The organism is Billgrantia antri (assembly GCF_017868935.1).
GTDB lineage: Bacteria > Pseudomonadota > Gammaproteobacteria > Pseudomonadales > Halomonadaceae > Halomonas > Halomonas antri.
Window position 1 is genome coordinate 1,108,928 of record NZ_CP053383.1, and the last position, 20,594, is coordinate 1,129,521.

Annotated in this window: 19 protein-coding genes and 1 pseudogene; 10 read left to right on the plus strand and 10 right to left on the minus strand. The window is 61.9% G+C overall.

From position 1 onward, the window contains the following. Window positions 1–17: 17 nt before the first annotated feature. From HNO53_RS05370 to HNO53_RS05380, 3 genes are all read right to left on the minus strand, one after another. On the minus strand, window positions 18–2,507 hold the full coding sequence (locus HNO53_RS05370) for a heavy metal translocating P-type ATPase (RefSeq protein WP_209476828.1): 2,490 nt from the start codon (window positions 2,505–2,507) through the stop codon (window positions 18–20). A gap of 88 nt (window positions 2,508–2,595) precedes the next feature. Further along, window positions 2,596–3,003, minus strand: coding sequence for a heavy metal-responsive transcriptional regulator (locus HNO53_RS05375; RefSeq protein WP_087720525.1), 408 nt, complete (start codon window positions 3,001–3,003; stop codon window positions 2,596–2,598). A gap of 91 nt (window positions 3,004–3,094) precedes the next feature. After that, window positions 3,095–3,727, minus strand: coding sequence for a peroxiredoxin (locus HNO53_RS05380; RefSeq protein WP_023007340.1), 633 nt, complete (start codon window positions 3,725–3,727; stop codon window positions 3,095–3,097). A gap of 249 nt (window positions 3,728–3,976) precedes the next feature. Between HNO53_RS05380 and HNO53_RS05385 the strand changes: the two genes are divergently transcribed. The 4 genes from HNO53_RS05385 (at window position 3,977) to HNO53_RS05400 (ending at window position 9,578) form a co-directional block, all read left to right on the plus strand. Beyond that, window positions 3,977–4,699, plus strand: coding sequence for a cytochrome c biogenesis CcdA family protein (locus HNO53_RS05385; RefSeq protein ID WP_023007339.1), 723 nt, complete (start codon window positions 3,977–3,979; stop codon window positions 4,697–4,699). A gap of 100 nt (window positions 4,700–4,799) precedes the next feature. After that, window positions 4,800–7,199, plus strand: a complete 2,400-nt coding sequence (locus HNO53_RS05390; protein ID WP_209476830.1) for a heavy metal translocating P-type ATPase — start codon at window positions 4,800–4,802, stop codon at window positions 7,197–7,199. Between the two features lie 38 nt (window positions 7,200–7,237). Then, window positions 7,238–8,890 carry a multicopper oxidase family protein gene (locus HNO53_RS05395; RefSeq protein WP_209476832.1) on the plus strand — a complete coding sequence of 551 codons (1,653 nt, stop codon included), beginning with the start codon at window positions 7,238–7,240 and terminating at the stop codon, window positions 8,888–8,890. Window positions 8,891–8,957: 67 nt separating this feature from the next. After that, window positions 8,958–9,578 (plus strand): class I SAM-dependent methyltransferase, encoded by a 621-nt coding sequence (locus HNO53_RS05400; protein ID WP_023007336.1) that lies wholly within the window; start codon window positions 8,958–8,960, stop codon window positions 9,576–9,578. On the opposite strand, the gene merR is transcribed toward HNO53_RS05400, so the two are convergent. Beyond that, entirely contained in the window at window positions 9,547–9,966 is a 420-nt protein-coding gene (gene merR / locus HNO53_RS05405; RefSeq protein WP_432206838.1) for an Hg(II)-responsive transcriptional regulator, read from the minus strand. The two genes, HNO53_RS05400 and merR, sit on opposite strands and share 32 nt — an antisense overlap. A 106-nt stretch (window positions 9,967–10,072) precedes the next feature. Between merR and merT the strand changes: the two genes are divergently transcribed. From merT to merA, 4 genes are read left to right on the plus strand one after another with little or no spacing between them, the layout of a single operon-like run. Further along, window positions 10,073–10,423, plus strand: coding sequence for a mercuric ion transporter MerT (gene merT, locus HNO53_RS05410; RefSeq protein WP_023007334.1), 351 nt, complete (start codon window positions 10,073–10,075; stop codon window positions 10,421–10,423). 13 nt (window positions 10,424–10,436) lie between these two features. Then, on the plus strand, window positions 10,437–10,715 hold the full coding sequence (merP, locus tag HNO53_RS05415; RefSeq protein WP_023007333.1) for a mercury resistance system periplasmic binding protein MerP: 279 nt from the start codon (window positions 10,437–10,439) through the stop codon (window positions 10,713–10,715). Between the two features lie 2 nt (window positions 10,716–10,717). After that, on the plus strand, window positions 10,718–10,969 hold the full coding sequence (merF, locus tag HNO53_RS05420) for a mercury resistance system transport protein MerF (protein ID WP_031218777.1): 252 nt from the start codon (window positions 10,718–10,720) through the stop codon (window positions 10,967–10,969). Continuing rightward, complete coding sequence (merA, locus tag HNO53_RS05425) at window positions 10,962–12,611, plus strand: mercury(II) reductase (RefSeq protein WP_081712102.1); 1,650 nt, start codon at window positions 10,962–10,964, stop codon at window positions 12,609–12,611. Before merF ends, merA begins: the two co-directional genes overlap by 8 nt. A gap of 46 nt (window positions 12,612–12,657) precedes the next feature. Here merA and HNO53_RS05430 read toward each other — a convergent pair. From HNO53_RS05430 to HNO53_RS05440, 3 genes and pseudogenes are all read right to left on the minus strand, one after another. Further along, a pseudogene (locus HNO53_RS05430) lies at window positions 12,658–12,909 on the minus strand (transposase family protein); the annotation flags it as partial. A gap of 21 nt (window positions 12,910–12,930) precedes the next feature. Continuing rightward, the gene (gene lspA, locus HNO53_RS05435) at window positions 12,931–13,443 is read right to left on the minus strand and encodes a signal peptidase II (RefSeq protein WP_095622753.1); all 513 of its coding nucleotides are present in this window, start codon (window positions 13,441–13,443) and stop codon (window positions 12,931–12,933) included. A gap of 3 nt (window positions 13,444–13,446) precedes the next feature. Beyond that, window positions 13,447–14,346, minus strand: coding sequence for a cation efflux transmembrane domain-containing protein (locus HNO53_RS05440; protein ID WP_095622752.1), 900 nt, complete (start codon window positions 14,344–14,346; stop codon window positions 13,447–13,449). A gap of 95 nt (window positions 14,347–14,441) precedes the next feature. Between HNO53_RS05440 and cadR the strand changes: the two genes are divergently transcribed. Further along, the gene (gene cadR / locus HNO53_RS05445; RefSeq protein ID WP_153716866.1) at window positions 14,442–14,849 is read left to right on the plus strand and encodes a Cd(II)/Pb(II)-responsive transcriptional regulator; all 408 of its coding nucleotides are present in this window, start codon (window positions 14,442–14,444) and stop codon (window positions 14,847–14,849) included. Between the two features lie 166 nt (window positions 14,850–15,015). Here cadR and HNO53_RS05450 read toward each other — a convergent pair whose 3' ends face one another. The 3 genes from HNO53_RS05450 to HNO53_RS05460 all read right to left on the minus strand — a co-directional run bounded on the left by HNO53_RS05450 (window position 15,016) and on the right by HNO53_RS05460 (window position 19,488). After that, on the minus strand, window positions 15,016–16,173 hold the full coding sequence (locus HNO53_RS05450) for a ZIP family metal transporter (protein WP_133483786.1): 1,158 nt from the start codon (window positions 16,171–16,173) through the stop codon (window positions 15,016–15,018). Continuing rightward, window positions 16,173–17,099: a multicopper oxidase domain-containing protein gene (locus HNO53_RS05455; protein ID WP_208107412.1), complete on the minus strand. Its 927-nt coding sequence runs from the start codon at window positions 17,097–17,099 to the stop codon at window positions 16,173–16,175. Before HNO53_RS05455 ends, HNO53_RS05450 begins: the two co-directional genes overlap by 1 nt. 949 nt (window positions 17,100–18,048) lie before the next feature. Next, a complete protein-coding gene (locus tag HNO53_RS05460) occupies window positions 18,049–19,488 on the minus strand; it encodes a DegQ family serine endoprotease (RefSeq protein WP_420827856.1) in 1,440 nt (479 codons plus the stop codon). A gap of 152 nt (window positions 19,489–19,640) precedes the next feature. Between HNO53_RS05460 and HNO53_RS05465 the strand changes: the two genes are divergently transcribed. Next, window positions 19,641–20,555 (plus strand): cation diffusion facilitator family transporter, encoded by a 915-nt coding sequence (locus tag HNO53_RS05465; protein ID WP_209476834.1) that lies wholly within the window; start codon window positions 19,641–19,643, stop codon window positions 20,553–20,555. The last annotated feature ends 39 nt before the right edge of the window (window positions 20,556–20,594 follow it).

Below are 20,594 nucleotides of genomic sequence, written 5' to 3' on the forward strand. Positions count from 1 at the left end.
CTGTTGACTTTCGCTGCTTAGGCCTGGTGGACTTGACCTGTCTGGGGTTCACCGCTCGTCACCGGCGAAGCGTCATCGATATCCGGCGTGAAGCGGCGTAGCCGCAACGAGTTGGTCAACACGAAGACGCTGGAGACGCTCATGGCGGCTGCCGCCAGCATGGGGCTGAGCAATACGCCGATGAACGGATAGAGCACGCCCGCCGCCACGGGGATCAGCGCCACGTTGTAGCCATAGGCCCAGACGAAATTCCCGATGATGGTCCGGTGGGTACGCTTGGAGAGCGCCACGGCATTGACGATTCCCCTCAGGTCGCCACGCATCAGCACTACGTCGCCGGCCTCGATGGCGATATCCGTCCCGGTACCGATGGCGATGCCCACGTCGGCCTGCGCCAACGCCGGGGCATCGTTGATCCCGTCGCCCACGAAGGCGACCTTGCCGCCCTCGGCCTGTAGTCGCTTGATCTCGTCCGCCTTCTGGTCAGGCAACACCTCGGCGAGTACGCGCTGAATGCCAACTTGACGAGCGATGGCGTCGGCCGTACCACGGTTGTCGCCGGTGAGCATGGCCACCTCCAGCCCCTGCGCCTTGAGTGCTGAAATGGCTTCGACCGAGCCCTCCTTGAGCGGATCGGCCACCGCGATGACCGCGGCGAGTCGGCCGTCCACCGCGGCATAGAGGGGGCTCTTGGCATCCTCGGCAAGCGCCTTGGCGCGCTCTTCCGCCTTGCCGAGCCCAATCCCGAGCCGGTTCATGTAGCGATCGGCCCCTATGTGAAGCCGGTGACCGGCGACGTCGGCTTCGATGCCGTAGCCCGGCTCGGCGCTGAAATGGCTGACGGCCGGCAGCTCGAGTCCACGTGCTCGGGCACCACGCACGATGGCCTCGGCGATGGGGTGTTCGCTCTGGGCTTCCACCGCCGCGACAAGGCGAAGCACCTCGTTCTCGTGCCCCTCGATCACTTCGAAGTCGGTCAGCTCGGGTCGCCCCTGAGTCAGGGTGCCGGTCTTGTCGAGCACGACGGTATCCATCTTGGCCAACGTCTCAAGCGCCGCGCCCTTGCGAAACAGCACTCCTATCTCGGCCCCCTTGCCGGTACTGACCATGATCGCGGTCGGGGTGGCCAGGCCCATCGCGCAGGGGCAGGCGATCAGCAGCACGCTCACCGTGGTAACGAAGGCGAAGGACAGCGCCGGGGCCGGCCCGAAGGCGAACCACACACCGAAGGTGATCAGGGCGATGACGATCACTGCGGGCACGAACACCCCGGCGATCTTGTCGGCCAGTTGCTGGATTGGGGGCTTCTCGGCCTGTGCCGCTTCCACCATCTTGACGATCTGCGACAGCACGGTGTCGGCACCGACCCGAGTGGCGCGGAAGGTAAGCGCGCCGTTCTTGTTGATGGTGCCTCCGACGACTTCGGCATCCTGCTGCTTGGCAACCGGTACCGGTTCGCCACTGATCATCGACTCGTCGACGAAGGAATGGCCTTCCTCAACGATGCCATCCACCGGGATACGCTCGCCCGGGCGGGCCAGGATGCGATCACCGGGCACGACGGCCTCTATCGGCACCTCGACCGCTTCACCATCGCGAATGACGCGGGCGGTTTTTTCCTGCAACTGCAGGAGCTTCTTGATCGCTTCGGAGGTGCGGCCTTTGGCGATGTGCTCGAAGTAGCGTCCCAACAGGATCAGCGTCACGATCACCGCTGCCGCCTCGAAGTAGCTCACGGCGGTACCAGCCGGGAAAAAGCCGGGCACCAGCAGGGCGGCGACCGAATAGAAGTAGGCGGCGCTCGAGCCGATCATGACCAGACTGTTCATGCCCGGGTTGAGATGCCGGAGTTCGGCATAGCCACCGCGATAGAAGCGTGCCCCGGCATAGAACTGCACGGGCGTGGTCAGCAGCCACTCGACGCCCATCCAGCCGCGATGCGGCATCAGACTCGCCAAGAGCGCATCAAAGGCGGGAATCACTTTTCCCATGGCGATGATGACCACCGGGATGGTGAGCACTGCCGCGAGCATGACCCGGTGGAGAAGCTGTCGTCCCTCGCGATCCTCGTCGTCCGCCTGCTGCTGCGACTCGGTTTCCTGCGGTTCATAGCCCGCCTCGCGGATGGCATGCTGAATACGTGCCAGCGATACGGTCCCCGGCAGGAAACGGACGAAAGCCTTCTGGGTGGCGAGATTGACACTCACCTCCAACATGCCGGGCAGCTTGCCGAGCGCTCGTTCTATCCGCGAGACGCAGGATCCGCAGCTCATGCCGGTGACGGGAATCTCGAGGCTCTCCACCACCGGCTGATAGCCCGCCGTTTCGATAGCGTCGAGCAGGCTGGCTGTCGTGGAGCCTCCCTCCATCTGGATCGTCGCCTTCTGGGTGGCCAGGTTCACCTGAGCGTTAATCACGCCCGGCTGCTGGCCGAGGGCCCGCTCCACCCGTCCGACGCAGGACGCACAGGACATACCCCGAATCTCGATATCGACGTTTTCCGTCATTACTGTGGTCTCCTGGCTTAGTTACCTGCCGGCCCGGCGTGCGCGCTTCGGGACTCCGGCGTTACACTGCCGGAGGCGACGATGTCGCTCATTCGGCCTTCTCGGCGATGGCCTCGACGATCGGGCAGCCTTCCTGCATCGGCCCTTCGCCCGCACATTCGTCGAGTGTTTTCGACAACACGGCCTCGATCCGCGAGAGATGTCGAATTTGCTCGCGGATCTTGTGCAGTTTCTCTCCGGCGATGCGCTTGGCCTGCGCCCGGTCGCCGTTGGCATCCTGGAGGATCAACAGCTCACGGATTTCCTCGAGCGTGAAGCCCCACTGCTTGGCATGGACGATGAATTGCAGCCTGGCCACGGCATCCAGGGGATAACGCCGATAATTGGCGTCCGTCCGCTGGGGGGCGGGCATGAGTTTCTCTTTCTCGTAGAAACGAATCGCCTGGCTGGCGACCCCGCTGCGTTCGGCAAGCTCGCCGATACTGAGTGTTTGCATGGCTTCACCTCACGACACTGTGAATCGGAGCTTCCGACAGGCCGTCTGGGACAGGTGGGACAGGCGGCCTGATTCGCGAGCCGTGGCTCCGTTAGTCCGGTTGACGCACGACTCGCAGGTAGGACGTCTTGGCGTTCCAACCCTCGGGGAAACGTTCTTTGGCGTCGTCATCCGAGAGCGACGGCAAGATGATGACATCGTCACCGTTTTGCCAGTCGACGGGGGTGGCCACCTTGTGCTTGTCGGTTAACTGGAGCGAGTCGATGACCCGCAGGATTTCGTCGACGTTACGCCCGGTGCTGGGCGGGTAGGTCAAGGTCAGGCGGATTTTCTTGTCGGAATCGATAATGAAGACGGTACGCACCGTCACCTTGGGGTCGGCTTTCGGGTGGATCATTCCATATAACTGCGCTACCACTTGGTCCGCGTCCGCCAGCAGGGGGTAGTTTAGGGCCGCGCCCTGGGTCTGCTCGATATCCTCCGCCCAGTCGTGGTGGGAGGCGAGGGGATCGACCGACACCCCCACCAGCTTGACACCACGCGCGGCGAACTCGTCCTTACGCCTGGCAAATGCGCCCAGTTCCGTGGTGCAGACTGGCGTATAATCGGCGGGGTGCGAGAACAGCACGGCCCAGTCCTTGCCCAGCCACTGATGAAAGCCAAGCGTGCCTTCGGTGGATTCGACCGTGAAATCGGGAGCTATCTCCCCTAGCTGTAGGGTCATCTCGCTTTCCTTATCTCTGCTAAGTGTCAGATGATGCACTACGCACGATATCCTTAAAGTCGACTTTAAGGTCAAGGGCTTTCGAGGAAAGGAGTATATTCTTTTACGTTATATCCAAAGGCATTTATTCATGGTTGACCTTGAGGTAGGCGCAACCTTTAGAATCCTCTGCCTAACCAAATGCGAAGCAGGCGGCTGGCCCCAGGCTGCTTCGCGCCCAGCACCTTGCCCCCCAGGAAGCGTAACGCCTTGGAATCTCTCTCTTCTATCGGTCTGATCGGTGCCTTCGCCGGCGGGTTGGTCTCCTTCTTCTCGCCCTGCACCTTGCCGCTGTTGCCGGCCTACCTGTCGGTGGTCACGGGTGGTAGTGCCGGCAAGGCCGACAGGCGGCTGGAGGCATTGATCCTCAGCGTCTTCTTCATCTTCGGCTTCAGCATCGTGTTCATCCTGCTGGGGCTCGGCGCGAGCGGTATCGGCCAACTGATGCGGGGGTATCGCCAGGAATTCAACTGGGTCGCCGGCACGGTGGTAATCGTGCTGGGCCTGTTCATGACCGGGGTGTTCCGGTTGTCACTGTTCCAGCGCACTCTGCAGTTCACACCGAACGTCCAGGGAGGCTCCCCGCTGTCGGCGACGGTGTTTGGGGTCTCCTTCGCCATCGGCTGGACCCCCTGCATCGGCCCTGTCCTGGGCGCCATCCTGATGGCCACCTCCAGTGCCGCCAGTGCCCAGGCCGGTATGCTCTATCTCAGCGCCTACTCGGCGGGCCTGGCGCTACCCTTTCTCGCCAGTACCCTGCTGATCAATCGATTCACCCTGCATCGGCAACGTCTGGGTAGGTGGAGCGCCTATGCTCGCCCAGTCGCCGGCACGATCGTCATCCTGATGGGCATCGCCATTGTCTCGGGCACCATGACGCGGCTTTCCAGCATCATGGTCGACTGGTTTCCCTCGCTGGCGACACTGGGGTAGTCGGGTCGACGGCGGTGGCAAGGTGTAACCTGTTTATATCAGCGAGGAGAAAGGCGACCGACCACGCAACAGGAACCTTTTGTACAATGGAGGGTTCGTCATGGCAAAAGACCCCGTTTGTGGCATGAGCGTCGATCCCGCCTCGGCGGAGAGCGTCGAGCATCGCGGTGAGCGTTACCATTTCTGTAGCAAGCAGTGCGCCGAGCACTTTCGCGAGGATCCGGACGCCGTGCTTGCCGCCACCTCGGCGGCTGCGTCGAAGCCCAGTGGCAAGGCCAACTATTTCTGCCCCATGTGTTCTGGCGTGGAGAGCGACGAGCCGGGGGAGTGTCCCAAGTGCGGCATGGCGCTGGAACCCGTCAAGCCGCAACCGTCGTCGAGGGTCCAGTATACCTGCCCCATGCATCCGGAGGTGCGGCAGGATGAGCCCGGCGACTGCCCCAAGTGTGGCATGGCACTCGAGCCCACCCGCGTTTCCGGAGAGGAACGCAGCGCCGAGTTCCTCGACATGTTCCGACGTTTCTGGGTGGGCGGCCTGCTGACGCTGCCGGTACTGTTCGTCGCCATGGGCAGTATGCTACCCGGCATCGGCCCTTGGTTGGATGAGGTGCTGCCCGCCGGCGGCGGGCACTGGATCGAACTGATCTTTGCCACGCCCGTGGTGCTATGGGCCGGATGGCCATTCTTCCTGCGTGGCTGGAGGTCTCTCGTCTCCCGCAACCTCAACATGTTCACGCTGATCGCCCTCGGTGTGGGGGCGGCCTATGGCTACAGTGTCGTCGCCACGCTCGCCCCTGGGATATTCCCGGCCACTTTCCGTGACGCCGATGGCTCGGTCGGCGTGTATTTCGAGGCGGCGGCGGTGATCGTCGTGCTGATCCTGCTCGGTCAAGTGATCGAGGCCCGCGCCCGCGAGAAGACCGGCAGTGCGCTGCGCGCGATCCTCGATCTCGCGCCGCCGACCGCACGACGCATCGATGCCGAGGGCAATGACGAGGAGGTCTCGCTCGACGAGCTGTGTACCGGTGACCGTCTACGGGTACGCCCCGGTGACAAGGTGCCGGTCGATGGCGAGGTGCTCGAGGGCCACAGCACGCTGGACGAGTCGATGGTGACCGGCGAGTCCCTTCCCGTCGAGAAGCGCGAGGGCGACACGGTCATCGGCGGCACCGTGAGTGGTCAGGGCAGCTTCGTCATGCGCGCCGACAAGGTCGGCGAGGACACGGTGCTTTCGCAGATCGCGGAGATGGTGGCCGAAGCGCAGCGTTCGCAGCCGCCCGTGCAGCGGCTTGCCGACGTGGTCGCCGGCTATTTCGTCCCCGCAGTGGTTACCGTGGCGATCCTGGCATTTATTGCCTGGGGGATCTGGGGGCCACCGCCGGCGATGGCCTACGCGGTGATCGCCGCGGTATCGGTGCTGATCATCGCGTGTCCCTGTGCGCTCGGCTTGGCGACGCCGATGTCGATCCAGGTTGGGGTCGGTCGCGGGGCCCGGGCGGGCGTGTTGATCAAGAATGCCGAGGCACTGGAACGTTTCGAGAAAGTCGACACCCTGGTCGTCGACAAGACCGGCACCCTCACCGAGGGTAAACCCCGGGTCGTATCCCTCGAGCCCGTTTCCGGCAGCGATGAAACGCAGTTGCTGCAACTTGCCGGCAGCCTCGAGCGAGGCAGCGAACATCCGTTGGCCGAGGCCATTGTCAGTGCTGCGCAAGAGCATCATGTCGAGCTGAGCGATGCCAGCGATTTCGAGGCGGTGACCGGCATGGGGGTCACCGGTCGGGTCGAAGGACGCGAGCTTGCGCTTGGCAATGCCCGGCTGCTCGAAACACACGGCGTGGAGGCGCGGGAATGGACGCAGCGTGCCGAGACGCTGCAAGCCGAAGGGCAAACCGTGATGTTCCTGGTGGCCGATGATCAGGTCATGGGACTCATCGGTGTCGCGGACCCGATCAAGGAAACCACCGCACAGGCGATCCGGACGCTCAAAGAGGATGGCCTGCGCCTGGTTATGCTCACCGGCGACAACCGTACCACCGCCGAAGCCGTGGCGCGCCAACTTGGTATCGACGAAATTGAAGCGGACGTACTGCCGGAAGATAAGGGGCGTATCGTGCGCGAGCATCGCGAGGCCGGGCGCGTGGTCGCCATGGCCGGCGACGGCGTCAATGACGCCCCCGCCCTGGCCGAGGCTGACGTCGGTATCGCCATGGGCACGGGGACCGATGTCGCCATCCAGAGCGCGGGGGTGACCCTGGTGAGAGGGGATCTCTCCGGCATTGTTCGCTCCCGCCATCTCAGTCGCCGGGTGATGCGCAATATCCGCCAGAACCTGTTTTTCGCCTTCGTCTACAACAGCCTGGGGGTGCCTCTGGCCGCCGGGGTGCTGTTTCCGTTCACCGGCTGGCTGCTCAGTCCCATCTACGCCGCCGCCGCGATGAGCCTGAGCTCGGTCTCGGTCATCGCCAACGCACTGAGGCTACGCGCCGCCAAGCTATGAGCCGGGGCCGCCGACAACCATAGAAGAGGGGGAGCATCATGGCTTATGTCGACCTGCAGCGACGTAGCGTATTGCGCCGCATCGGCGGTGTGGCGGCGTTGTCGACCCTGGTGGGGGCCGGGGTATGGCTCGGGGGATATCGCCCCGCTCTGCGGGCGGCGTCCGCGTCGACGGCCATGGAGGGGCCCTTCGACGTCGACCTGCGTGTGCGAGCCCACCCGGACAAGGTGGCTATCCTGCCCGGTGCGCCCAGCGACGTCTGGCGCTACACGGCCGAGCGAATCGTCGGGCCTGAAGATACCCTGACGCCCGTGGGTGAGAGTTATACGGGGCCATTGATTCGCCTGCGTCGTGGTCAGCGCTTGCGGGTACGCATCGACAACGATCTCCCCGAAGACACCACCGTGCACTGGCATGGGCTGCACGTGCCGCCAGAAATGGACGGTCAGCCGCGCCTGCCGATCGCTCCGGCGACGAGCACGACGCTCGCCTTCGATGTCGTGGATCGCGCCGGTCTGTACTGGTACCACCCCCATCCTCACGGCCCCAACGGTGGCCGGGTCGGCTTTCAGAGTTACGCCGGCCTTGCCGGTCCACTGATCATCAACGACGACGCCGAGCGTGCCTTGGAGCTCCCCGACGGAGAGCGGGAACTGGTCCTCATCCTGCAGGATCGCACCTTTAGCAATGGCAATGAGCTTCAGTACATCGACGATGGTGGCATGGGGGCGATGATGACCCGCATGCAGGGCTTTCGCGGGGAGCGGGTACTGGTGAACGGCCACCCGGACGCGCGACGCGAGGTGTCCACGCAGCCATATCGATTGCGCCTGCTCAACGGCTCCAACTCGCGCATCTACAAGCTGGCCTGGAGCGATGGCCGGGCGGTGACCGTCATCGGCACCGACGGTGGCCTGCTCGCCAAGCCCGAGCGGCGCCGCTCGGTCACACTGGCGCCGGCCCAACGGATCGATCTGTGGGTCGATTTTGGCGACACCGAGCCGGGAAAGTCCGTACAGCTGGTGAGCGAGGAGTACCAACTCGGCATGATGGGCGAGCGAATGGGCGACATGATGGACCGGGGCATGATGGGCGATCGAATGGGCGGCATGATGGATCGAGGGATGATGGGTGATCGAATGGGCGAGATGATGGATCGAGGCATGATGCGCGACATGATGGGAAGCGAGCGGCTCTCGCTAGTTACCTTCGCCGTCGTCGCACGGGCGAACGATGCGGAAACCCTGCCGGAACGCTTGGCTCAAGACCTGCCGGCCTCCCCGGTTCAGGCCGATACGCCAGTACGCCGCTTCGAGCTGGGCATGCGCATGATGCAGGGGTTCACGATCAACGGCCGGCAGATGGAGGGCGCGACGGTGGCAGATGACGAGATCGTCCGGCTGGCGCAGACGGAGATCTGGGAGTTCGTCAACAACACCATGATGCCGCACCCCATGCACGTTCATGGACTGCAATTCCTGGTTCAGGAGCGGATATCGGCGGGCGGCAAGACGGACCTGCACGATGGGATCATCGACGCGGGATTGCATGACACGGTGCTGGTGTTCCCAGAGGAACGGGTGCGCATCGCTCTGACCTTCAAGGACTTCGAGGGGTTCTACATGTACCACTGCCACAACATGGAGCATGAGGATGCCGGTATGATGCGCTACTTCAAGGTGGTGGCATAACGAACCGGTCTGGTTTCGATCACACCGTATTTCGATCACCTGGCAACCACACGGGATGACGATACAGATGTCCTTCTACGAGAATCGTGTTCTGCCGCATTTCCTCCACCTGGCGTGTGGCAACACGGTGGTCGATCGTCAGCGGGCGGCCGTGGTGCCGCAAGCCCGGGGCCGTGTTCTGGAGGTGGGTATGGGGTCCGGGCTCAATATTCCCCACTACGATCCGGACCGGGTCGAGCTGGTCTGGGGGCTCGAGCCTTCCGAAGGCATGCGACGCAAGGCCCGCCACAACGTCATCGGCGCACCGTTCGAGGTGCGCTGGCTGGACCTGCCGGGCGAGGAGGTTCCTCTCGACGACAACAGTGTCGATACCGTGGTGCTCACCTACACCCTTTGCACGATTCCGGACTGGCACCGGGCGCTGGAGCAGATGCGTCGCGTGCTCAAGCCGGGTGGCCAACTGCTGTTCTGCGAACACGGCACGGCACCTGATGAGGCCGTGCGCCAGTGGCAGGATCGCGTCAACCCCCTGTGGCGCAAGGTGGCGGGGGGCTGCCATCTCAACCGTGCCATCCCCGAGCTCATCGAGCACGCTGGCTTCCGTATCCAGCGAATGGAGACGGGCTATCTACCGAAAGTTCCGCGGTTCGCTGGCTTCAATTTCTGGGGAGCCGCTGTTCCCCTGTGATCGAGCCCTCATGTAAGGACGCAATCAGCGGGCAGGTGATACTTCCCTCCTGTTCATGACACGCCTGTACAAGTTCGTCCAGTGTCCGCTCGATACGCTGGAGGCTGGCGACCTTCTCACGGACATCCCGCAGTTTATGCTCGGCGAGGGTGCTGGCCTCCTGGCAATGAGTGCCATCCTCCAATCGCAACAGCTCGGCAATCTCGTCCAGGCTGAAGCCCAGCCGCTGCCCGGTTTTGACGAAGGTCAGCCGCGCGACGTCGGCTGTGCCATAGCGGCGAATACTGCCGGCAGGACGTTCGGGCTCTGAGAGTAGCCCACGGCGCTGATAATACCGGATGGTCTCGACATTGACGCCAACCGCCTTGGCCAGGCCACCAATGGTCATAGTGCCCGCTACTCTATCCCCCTGTCTCTTCATGACGCTTGACTCCGTATCTGACTACGGATGTAACCTTATCCCAGTAAACAAGGTCATGAAAGGTGCAAGCGCAATGTCTACATCGAAAACGGGGAAAGGGCCTCTGGCTGCCGGTGGGCTTGCTGCCCTCCTTGCCTCGGTCTGCTGCCTCGGCCCGCTGGTGCTGATCATGCTGGGGATTTCCGGCGCCTGGATCGGCAACCTGACGGCCCTGGAACCCTACCGCCCACTCTTCGTCGGTATGGCGCTGGTGGCACTGTTCTTCGCCTGGCGCCGGATCTTCCGGCCAGTGGAAAAGTGCCAGCCAGGTGAGCTTTGTGCCGTGCCACGCGTCAGGACGGGCTACAAGGTCATGTTCTGGATTGTGTCGCTACTGGTACTGACTGCGCTGGTCTTTCCCTACACCTTGCCCTGGTTCTATTGAGAGGAGGTTCTCCATGAAAGCTCGTTTCGCCCTCATCGCGATACTCGCCCTGCTCAGCTCTCCCGCCATGGCGGCCCTGCAGACCGTGACGCTCTCAGTACCGGGCATGACCTGCGCCGCCTGTCCGATCACCGTCAAGGCTGCACTCAACAAGGTGGACGGCGTCTCGCAAATCGACGTGAGCTATCCGGATCGTGAGGCCGTGGTCACCTTCGATGATGCCAAGACCACGGTTGAGGCCCTGCTCCAGGCCACGGCCAATGTAGGTTATCCCTCGACGGTGAAGGAATAAGTGTGAAAGGTCCGAGGAAATTTTCAAACGTCGTGCTTGGCAGCATGCTGATGGGATTGTGTTGCGCCGTGCCAATAGTCCTGATTCTGTCCGGCACGGCGGGCCTGGCCGCGCTGACAGGCTATCTCGACTACGTGCTCTTCGCTGCCCTGGCCCTGGCCATCGTCATCGGCTTGCCTCTCTACGCGCGACACCACAAGCGGAAGCAGGATGCCGGCTTTACTCATAAAGACTCGGAGAAACGTGATGATTGAACTCAACGTGAGTGGCATGACCTGTGACCGCTGTGCGGATCATGTCAGGGAAGCCTTGGAGAAGCTGCCCGGCGTACAGTCGGTGGAGGTCTCCTATCCTCAGGGGACGGCATCGGTAGCCGTTGATCCGGGCACACCGGCCTCGGCGTTGACGTTCGCCGTGACCCGACTTGGCTATCAGGCCCGACTGGCCAACAGTGAAACACCCTCCCCGACAGGCGCATCGGTTTCCAAGGGCCGTGATGAAGACGCCCCGCACATCGCGGTGATCGGCAGTGGCGGCGCTGCCATGGCGGCGGCCCTGAAGGCCGCCGAACGCGGCGCCCGGATCACCCTGATCGAACGCGGCACTCTCGGCGGTACCTGTGTCAATACCGGCTGTGTGCCCTCGAAGATCATGATCCGCGCGGCGCATATTGCGCATCTGCGAAAGGAGAGCCCCTTCGATGCCGGCTTGAGCGCCCAGGCACCGGTGGTGGACCGGGCACAGCTGCTCAGGCAACAGCTGGGGCGTGTCGAGGAACTGCGTGATGCCAAGTACGCGGGGATTCTGCGCGACCACCCGGCCATCACGGTCCTGCATGGCGAGGCCCGGTTCGTCGATGCCCGCAGCCTGACGGTCGAGCTGAATGAGGGCGGCGCGCAGACCGTCCGCTTCGATCGCGCCTTCATCGGCACCGGCGCTCGTCCGACAGAACCGCCGGTGCCGGGGCTGGCCGAGACCCCCTATCTCACGTCCACCAGTGCGCTGGAACTGGACACCCTTCCCGAGCGGCTGATCGTGATCGGGGCCTCGGTGGTGGCCCTGGAACTGGCCCAGGCTTTCGCCCGTCTGGGCAGCCGGGTCACTGTGCTGGCCCGCAGCCGAGTGCTGTCCCAGGAAGACCCGGCGGTGGGTGAGGCCGTGGAAGCGGCGTTTCGCCGTGAGGGCATCGAGGTCCTCAAGCAGACACAGGCCAGCGAAGTGAGCCACGACGGCCAGCTGTTCACCCTGCAGACCCACGCCGGGACCCTGCAGGCGGAGCAATTGCTGGTGGCCAGTGGCCGCACACCCAACACCGAGGCCCTGAACCTGGCGAGCATCGGCGTGGAGACCGCGCGTGGCGCGATTCTGGTGGATGAGCATCTGCAGACCACCGTACCGGGCCTGTATGCCGCCGGTGACTGCACCGATCAGCCGGAGTATGTCTACGTCGCCGCCGCCGGGGGTAGCCGCGCCGCGATCAACATGACCGGCGGCGAGGCCACCCTGGACCTCAGTGCCATGCCGGCGGTGATCTTCACCGACCCCCAGGTGGCCACCGTCGGCCTGACGGAAGCCGAAGCACTGGAGCAGGGCTTCAGCGTAGAGTCCCGCGTGCTCGAGCTGGCGAACGTGCCACGTGCGCTGGTCAATTTCGACACCGGTGGGTTCATCAAGCTGGTGGCCGAACGCGACACGGGGCGGTTGCTGGGGGTACAGGCGGTGGCCGGCGAAGCCGGCGAGCTGATCCAGACGGCGGTTCTGGCGCTGCGCGCGCGCATGACGGTGCAGGCCATCGGCGACGAACTGTTCCCCTACCTCACCATGGTGGAAGGCATCAAGCTCTGTGCCCAAACTTTTACCAAAGACGTGACGCAGTTGTCCTGCTGTGCCGGGTGAACGGGCTGAGATTGAGCGAACCGTACCGGGATTCCCGGAGACTCAATGTTGTCTTGCAGGCCCGGCAGGTGTGTCGGCGGCGGACCAACCAGAGAGTGACCCGCTTGCCTTGGATGGGCAGATCACGATAGGGAACATCACGCTTGCCGAACCGCACGAACTCACCCTGCACGCCGCATTCCTCGCAGGCGATCGGATCGGGCACGTCCACCTGGAAGTGCATTTCGTCGTCGGTTGATTTGCAGCCCAGTACTTGGTATTGCGGCAGGTGAAGGATGTTGTCGGGAAGTTCGGGCATGGTGTTGTATAGGCGTAGGTGTCAGTCAGATCCATCCGGCTCGGCATTGGTGTTTGTTTTTTTACCCAACAAGCTGCCGGAAACGAAAAGTAAGGCACCGAGGACAATTGCAATATCAGCCAGGTTGAAGGCCGGCCAATGCCAGTCTCGCCAATAGAAATCAAAGGAATCCACAACATAGCCGCGAAAGACCCGGTCAATCAGATTGCCCATGGCGCCACCGAGGATAAGACTGTAAGCGATGGCTTCTCCTTTATGACGATTTTCAAGGATCAGCTTGATCAGAAAAATCGAGACCACCACCGCGATTCCGATAAAAAAGTAGCGCTGCCAGCCTCCACCATTCGCAAAAAGACTGAATGCGGCACCGGTGTTCCATACGTGCACCCAGTTAAAGAACGGGGTCACTGAAATAGACTCGCCATAGGCCATTGATTGCTGCACCAGCCATTTTACGGCCTGATCAGACGCTGCCAGCAGGCCCGATATGGACAACAGGGCATACGGCGAGAGCTTTTTGCCAATAATGAGCATTATTTAACCCTTCAACGCCAGAATGCGTCTGGCACCGTTAAGTACAATGACCCCCGCGATGGTGCCGATAATCAGATCCGGATAATTGGACCCGGTCCACGCGACCAGGGCGCCGGCGGTGATGACCCCCAGGTTGATCACCACGTCGTTGGCCGAGAATATCCAGCTTGCCTTCATGTGCGCCCCGCCCTCCCGATGTTTGGATATGAGCAGCAGACAACTGGTATTGGCAATCAATGCGACGAATGCGATAGCCATCATCACCAGCGATTCAGGCTCACTACCGAATACAAAGCGTCTCACCACCTCTATGAGTACGCCCACAGCCAAGATCAGTTGCAGTACACCAGCAAGATGCGCGGCACGTACCTGCATTTTCACGCTATGTCCAACCGCATAAAGGGCAAGCCCGTACACCGCCGCATCGGCAAAATTGTCCAGGGATTCTCCAATCAGGCCGGTGGACTGGGCGATCAGACCGGCAGTCATTTCCACCACGAACAGAAGTGCATTGATGCCGAGCAACCAGCGCAGGGCCCCGGATTCTTGCTTAGCAGAAGCTGCCGAGAACTCGGCGGCCTTGATGGTCTCCGGATTTGCAGCGACGGTTTCCTGAAGCGAGGCGCCTAGCCCCAAGGTCTTCAGTTTCGAGGTGACGGGCTCGACCTCGCCGTCATGTACGACCTTCAGCCGGCGGTTCGACAAGTCGAAGGACAGCGCTCGAACCTCCTCAAAGCCGTTCAGGGCTAGGCGAATCATTCGCTCTTCTGATGGACAGTCCATCTTCGGCACGGCATAAACGCTGACCCATCTCCCCGGCGCTTCGGAGGAGGCCTGTATATCGGTATCCGCCGCGGACGTTGCATCACCGCCACAGGCGCCGCCACCACAGGATTTGTTCATGATACGACTCCACTTGAACAATGTTGTGGTACCATTTAAAACTATAAAGCTACTATAAGGTCAATAGAGTAAAGAATCCGTTGGGGAGGAGGCTGATGCGTATTGGTCAGTTGGCGCAGTTGGTAGGGGTCGAAACACAGACGATCCGCTTCTATGAACAGCAGGGCTTGTTGCCGCCGCCTGATCGGCAGGACAACGGTTACCGTGTCTATACCGAGAAGCATGGTGAGTGGCTGGCCTTCATCCGTCGCTGCAGAATCCTAGGCCTGTCACTGGCTGAGATTCACGAACTACAGAGCTATCAGGACGACCCTCATCAGCCTTGTACCGCCGTCAACGCCTTGCTCGATGATCACATCTCTCATGTGCGGTCGCAGATAACCGCTCTGCAAGCGCTTGAAAAACAACTCGTTTCACTGAGAGCGAGTTGCAACGATGACCGGGAAGTTGAGGCGTGTGGGGTTCTTGCTGGAATTAGCGAAGGAAACATGCACCAGCAGTAGGTGAAGCATCAACCAGATAATCCGATGAGATGCCGGTTTGTCTCACTCTCATGCAAAGGTAAGATCAACCATTTAATCCGCTTGCCCTTCAATTTCTGGGGAGTCGCTGCTCCCCGTTGATCGAGCCTCGTGTAATGAGGCGATCAGTGGACAGGTGGCCCCGAGGTCACACCTGCACGAGCAGTGCCGTGGCGTACATGATCCCGACACCGGCCGTGACACCCAGCACTGAAATGCCGGAGACTGGCGACATCGCCTCAGCCACGGCGGTTCGCCGTAGATAATCTGCGACTTCGACGCAGACCTGTAGAATGGCGCCGGCTCCCAGCCCCAGGAACAGCGCCGACCAATGCGGTGCGAAGGCATAGGCCCCCAGCCAAGTGCCGAGTACCGCGGGCAAGCCGGCCAGGGCCACTAGTCCGACCCACATCCAGGCAGGTATGGACAGGCGCGTCAGGGGAGCAGCGATGGCGACGCCTTCGGTCAGGTTATGCAGCGTAAAACCGATCACCAGGAAGGTGCCCAGCGCCCCGGCACCGGCTGCGAAGGCGCCACCGATGGCGAGGCCCTCGCCCAGGTTGTGCAGCCCGATGCCCAGCGCGATATACCACGCCAGAATGCGACCCTCCGGAGGCAGGCCGTGGCGCCGCCCCACCCCCAGCAGCGCCAGGAAGGCGACCAGCGCCGTCAGCCAGACCAGGGCCGGCCCTTGGAACAGCGACGCCGCCTCGGCCGCGAGTTCGAGCCCGGCCTCGAGGGTGTCCACCAGCAGGAAGGCCAGCAGCCCCAAGGTCAGGGCCAAGGTGAACTGGAACCCCTTCGCGCCGGCATGCTGTAGCGCCGGCAACAGGCACATGCCCAGCGCCACCGGCAGGACCCCCACAAAGAGGCCGAGCACGCCATAGCCGGACAACTGCTCGATGCTCGGCTGTGGGGTTGGCTCCGCCACCTCGATGGTGTGCCCGAAGGTGACCCCTGTGCCGGTGACCAGGGTGACCTCGTGCAGTTCGTCCTCCACCCAGGGATAGGGGATCTGCAGCCATGCGGCCTGCCCCCTGGACAGCTCACCAGCCGGCTCCTGGTGGAAGCGCCAGTAGGCACCATCGACCTGCACCTGGGCGATGCGCATGGGTTCCGATCCCCCCGCGCGTACCTTCAGGGCGAGGCCGTCGTCGTCGATGATGGTGCGCTCGACGGTCAGTTCCTCGAGCGGCGGTGGCGATACGCCGAGCCATTCGAGTGGCTGCGTCATCTGGAACCACAGGAGCGCCAAGCCGAGCATCAGCGGGGGGAGCAGCAACGAGAACCACAGTCGCGGGTGCATCAGACCACCTCGAACAGACTCATCCAGCCGAGTTCCACGAATTCGCTCTGGTGGGCATGGAACATGTACTGCCCCGGCTCGTGGTCGGCGAAGGAGAATTCCAGGATGCCCCGCTGCGCCTGGCACTGCATCACCGTATCCACGGTCCTGAGGGTCGGCGTCAGGGTCGTGCCATGATCGTAGTAATCGAAGAAGTTGGCATGCAGGTGCAGGGAGTTCACTGGATCGAACTCGGTGACGTTAATCAGGTATATCCGTGCCGGGCGAGCCCGCTCGAGGCGAATGGGCCGATTCACGTAGGCATGCGCCACCGAGTTGACCGCGTAGATCTCGTTCTCCTCGTCGAAATTGGTGTCGAAGCCATTCATCACCATCACGAACTCCTGCCAGCGCGCGTTCGCCTCACTGCCCAGTAGGCGTGAGCGAGCCGCCGGCTCATGCTCGGGATGCCGTTGCGGATCCGGGTCGACGATAAAGGCACCGTACAGACCCTTGTGGATATGGCGTTTCAACGGCAACGAATGACAGTGATACAGGTGGCAGCCGAAGGGCTCGGCATCGAACTCGTAGGTGAAGGCTTCCCCAGGTGCTACCTCGCCGGCGCCTGGCACGCCATCCATCCGCGCCGAGTGGATGCCATGGAAGTGCAGAGTGTGCACATGGCTGCCGGCGTTGACGAAGCGAATGCGTATCCGGTCGCCCTCGGTGGCCCTCAGCGACGGCCCCGGCACCCGACCATTGTAGGTCCAGGCCGGGAAGAAGAGCCCTGGTGCGATCTCGATCTCCTTGTCGATGGCGGTGATCGTGTACTCGCGCAGCCGTTGCCCGTTCGCCAGCCGGCTGACCCTGCCGGTATCCCAGTCGGTGAGCATGGCGGTCGGATCGAAGCCATTGCGTGCATGGTCGACCTCGCCTTGGGTGATCATGTTGCCCGTCATAGCCCCGTGGCTTCCGGCAGGGGAGGAAGAGGTCGTCACTGATGCCGAAACGGTGGCTGCGCGGGCCGACGACAGGCCTATCGCTGACATCAGGCCCCAGCCCCCCGCCTTGAGGAAACCCCGGCGGTCGAAACGCCGTCCTGTCATCGCTTATCGCTCTAAGGTGAACAAGGATGCTTCTGATAAGCATTGTAGTTTATCGCGCTCGGATTAGCGCACTCGGCTCTTCAATCATCACTTCACTTTCGCTGAAGGCTCAGCACGGCTGCATGATCCGCGCAGCAGGTAAGAGCAGTAGCTGGAACAGCTGGTCCGGTTTTGCCCACGAGGCGTAGGCTCGCTAGGACGGCATCTCAGCCACTTCACCCGCACCAGCCGCAACCGATACAGGAACTGCTGGTGGGATCGCATGTTGCCCGGTCGCGGCCGGAACTGGGTTATATGCAAAGTAAAGCCGTAGCGAGAAACGCCTGGGGAGTACCTAAAGCACCTTGAAGATATCGGCTTCATTGTTCAAATAAAGCGCGGCATCATCGGCTAAATGCCCCGAGAGTACGCATCTTATCAGTCATGGTTTAAGGTTTTTTATAACCACTCATCCAGCACATAGTCGGGGTTGATCTTTACCAAAAAGGGAGAGATCAAAACGGCAACAACATAGCAAAATCACGCCTACATTGGGCCCTGGGAAGGCCTCGATGTTGCTTGAACCATGGCTTTGCAGGAACGTGCCCTGTGGCGTGGGAGCTTGACAAGAAATCAGCCATTGGGGCACAAAAAATTGAACTAAAACACCGCCGGATGGTTGGCGGTACTCTTTTAATGAGTAGGCCACCTAGCTGCGCATTAGAATGCACGAGATTCTGAAGAAGCGCCCCAGCGATCCTACTCGCCAGGGCGCCGCTGTGCTGATGTATTGAACGCTACTCAGTCGCGGTCAGTCACCATTGCCCACTCGCAGGGCCACGAAATAGGCACGGCCGTCGCGGTTGAGAAGAACCGGCACCGTTTGGTCGTCCGGCAGGTTGGTAAGCAACTCCGTCAGCTGTTCCGGGCTCTCTATCGGTTGCTGGCCCAGGCTGACCAGCACATCGCCGGGGCGAATGCCGGCGGCAGCGGCATGGCCGGTCGGACCGACCTTGGCGATGCGCACCCCGTGATCAATGCCAAGCCGGCGCTTCTCCATGCTACTCAGCGGCTGAACCACGATCCCGAGGCGCACCGGGTCGCCCTCGGCCTGATCGGCACCGGCATCCGGCCACTCGCCAACTTCCACCGTGATGGTCTCCTGCTGACCATCGCGCAGCACCCTGAGCTCGACCTCTTCCCCCGGACTCGTCTGACCGACCAGGCGCGGCAGCGTGGTGGAGTGGTCCACTTCCTGGCCGTTCACCTCAAGGATGACATCACCGGCCTTGAGGCCGCCTTCCGCCCCAGGGCTGCCGGGCTCAAGCTCGGCGATCAAGGCACCCTCGGCCTGTTCCATGCCGAAGGACTCCGCCAGGTCCTTGGACACCGGCTGGATGCTGACCCCCAGCCAGCCGCGGCTCACGTAACCCTCTTCGCGCAGCTGGTTGGCGACATCCAGTGCTACATCGATGGGGATGGCGAAGGAGAGGCCCATGTAGCCACCGCTGCGGGTCAAGATCTGGGAGTTGATGCCCACGACTTCACCATCCAGGTTGAAGAGCGGTCCTCCGGAGTTACCCGGATTGATCGCCACGTCGGTCTGGATGAAGGGGACATAGACGTCCTGAGGCAGGGTGCGGTTGATGGCGCTGATGATCCCGGACGTCACCGAGTGATCGAAGCCGAAGGGGGAGCCGATGGCGGCGACCCACTGGCCGACCTTGAGATCGGTGGACTCACCGAGCTCCAGGGTCGGCAGATTGTCCGCCTCGACTTTGAGGACCGCCACGTCGGTTTTTTCATCAGCACCGACCAGCTCAGCCTCGAGCTCACGCCGGCCATTCAGGCGCACCAGGATCTTATCGGCGTCCTTGACCACGTGGGCGTTGGTCATGATGTAGCCGTCTTCATCGAAGATGAAGCCCGATCCCAGTGACTGACGTGGCTCCTCATTGCGATTGGGCGCACCGCCGGGTGGCATCGGGATGCGGTCGCCGAAGAACTCTCGAAAGATCTCCGGCACCTCCTGCCCCCCAAACTGCCGAGAGGATGTCATGGACCTCTCGATCTCCCGTGAGGTGGAGATGTTGACGACGGCTGGCGCGGCCTTGTCGACCAACTCTGTGAAGTCTGGCAGCCGTGGCTCGGCGAGGGCTGGTGGCGTCGCCAGCATCATGAGTAAAGCTAGGCTCATCAGCCAGGTGTGCGGGTGAGGCTTAGGTATCACAATGGGCTCCTTCCGGGGCATGGGACATGGTAACCATGTCTGGTACAGCGCCCACTATGCAAAGTTGCATACGCTTAGCCTTGGCTCGGTCTTCATTAGAATTCGGGCTTGAAGCTTGAGTTGCTATAGGTTTTATACTGCCGGGTCATCAGGTGACACCACAAGGATGACGCATGGGACATCATCACGATCATCCCCACCTTGACCCCACCTCTGGTGACCGTCGGGTGAGCATCGCCATCTGGGCCAACGGGATATTGACCGTTGCTCAGATAGTGGGGGGTATCCTGGCGGGAAGCCTCGCGCTGATCGCGGATGCGCTGCATAATTTTTCCGACATGGCTGCCCTTGTCATTGCATTTGCTGCCCGTAAGATCGCGAGGCGACCGCCAGACTCGCAGATGACGTTCGGCTATGGGCGAATCGAAATTATCGCAGCGCTGATCAACTACACGACCCTCATCCTCGTTGGGTTTTATCTAATTTATGAAGGCGTGATGCGCATGATCGACCCGCCAGAGATTCAAGGCTGGATAGTCGTCATCATCGGCATTGTCGCTCTTCTTGTCGATGCGCTAACGGCCTTGCTCACCTGGTCGATGCAAAAACACAGTGTCAACATTCGGGCTCTCTTCCTGCACAACCTGTCTGATGCGTTTGCGTCCATCGCTGTGATCATTGGGGGCTCGCTGATTCTGCTATACGACATGCGCTGGGTAGACCCCGCGATCACGATCGGTATTGCACTCTATATTCTCTATCTTGCCTTTACGGAGATAGGTACCCCTATCCGGACACTGATGCTGGGATCGCCTCCCGATGTCGAGGGTCAATCAGTCATTGATGTCCTGCGCAGCGTCGAAGGGGTTGAGGATGTGCATCATGTTCACCTATGGCAAATGCAGGAGAATACCGCCGCACTTGATTGCCACGTGGTGACGACGGAAGAAGGCTGGCAGCAGCTCGAGGCGATCAAGGCGGATATCAAGGCTCAACTGAAAGCGCGCTTTGACATTGGCCACTCCAGCTTGGAATTCGAGCATATTGATCATGCGCACCAGGGAGCCAATCTTTATGGGCATGGATAACACGCCACTATTCGCCGACTTAGGCACCCAACAGCGGTT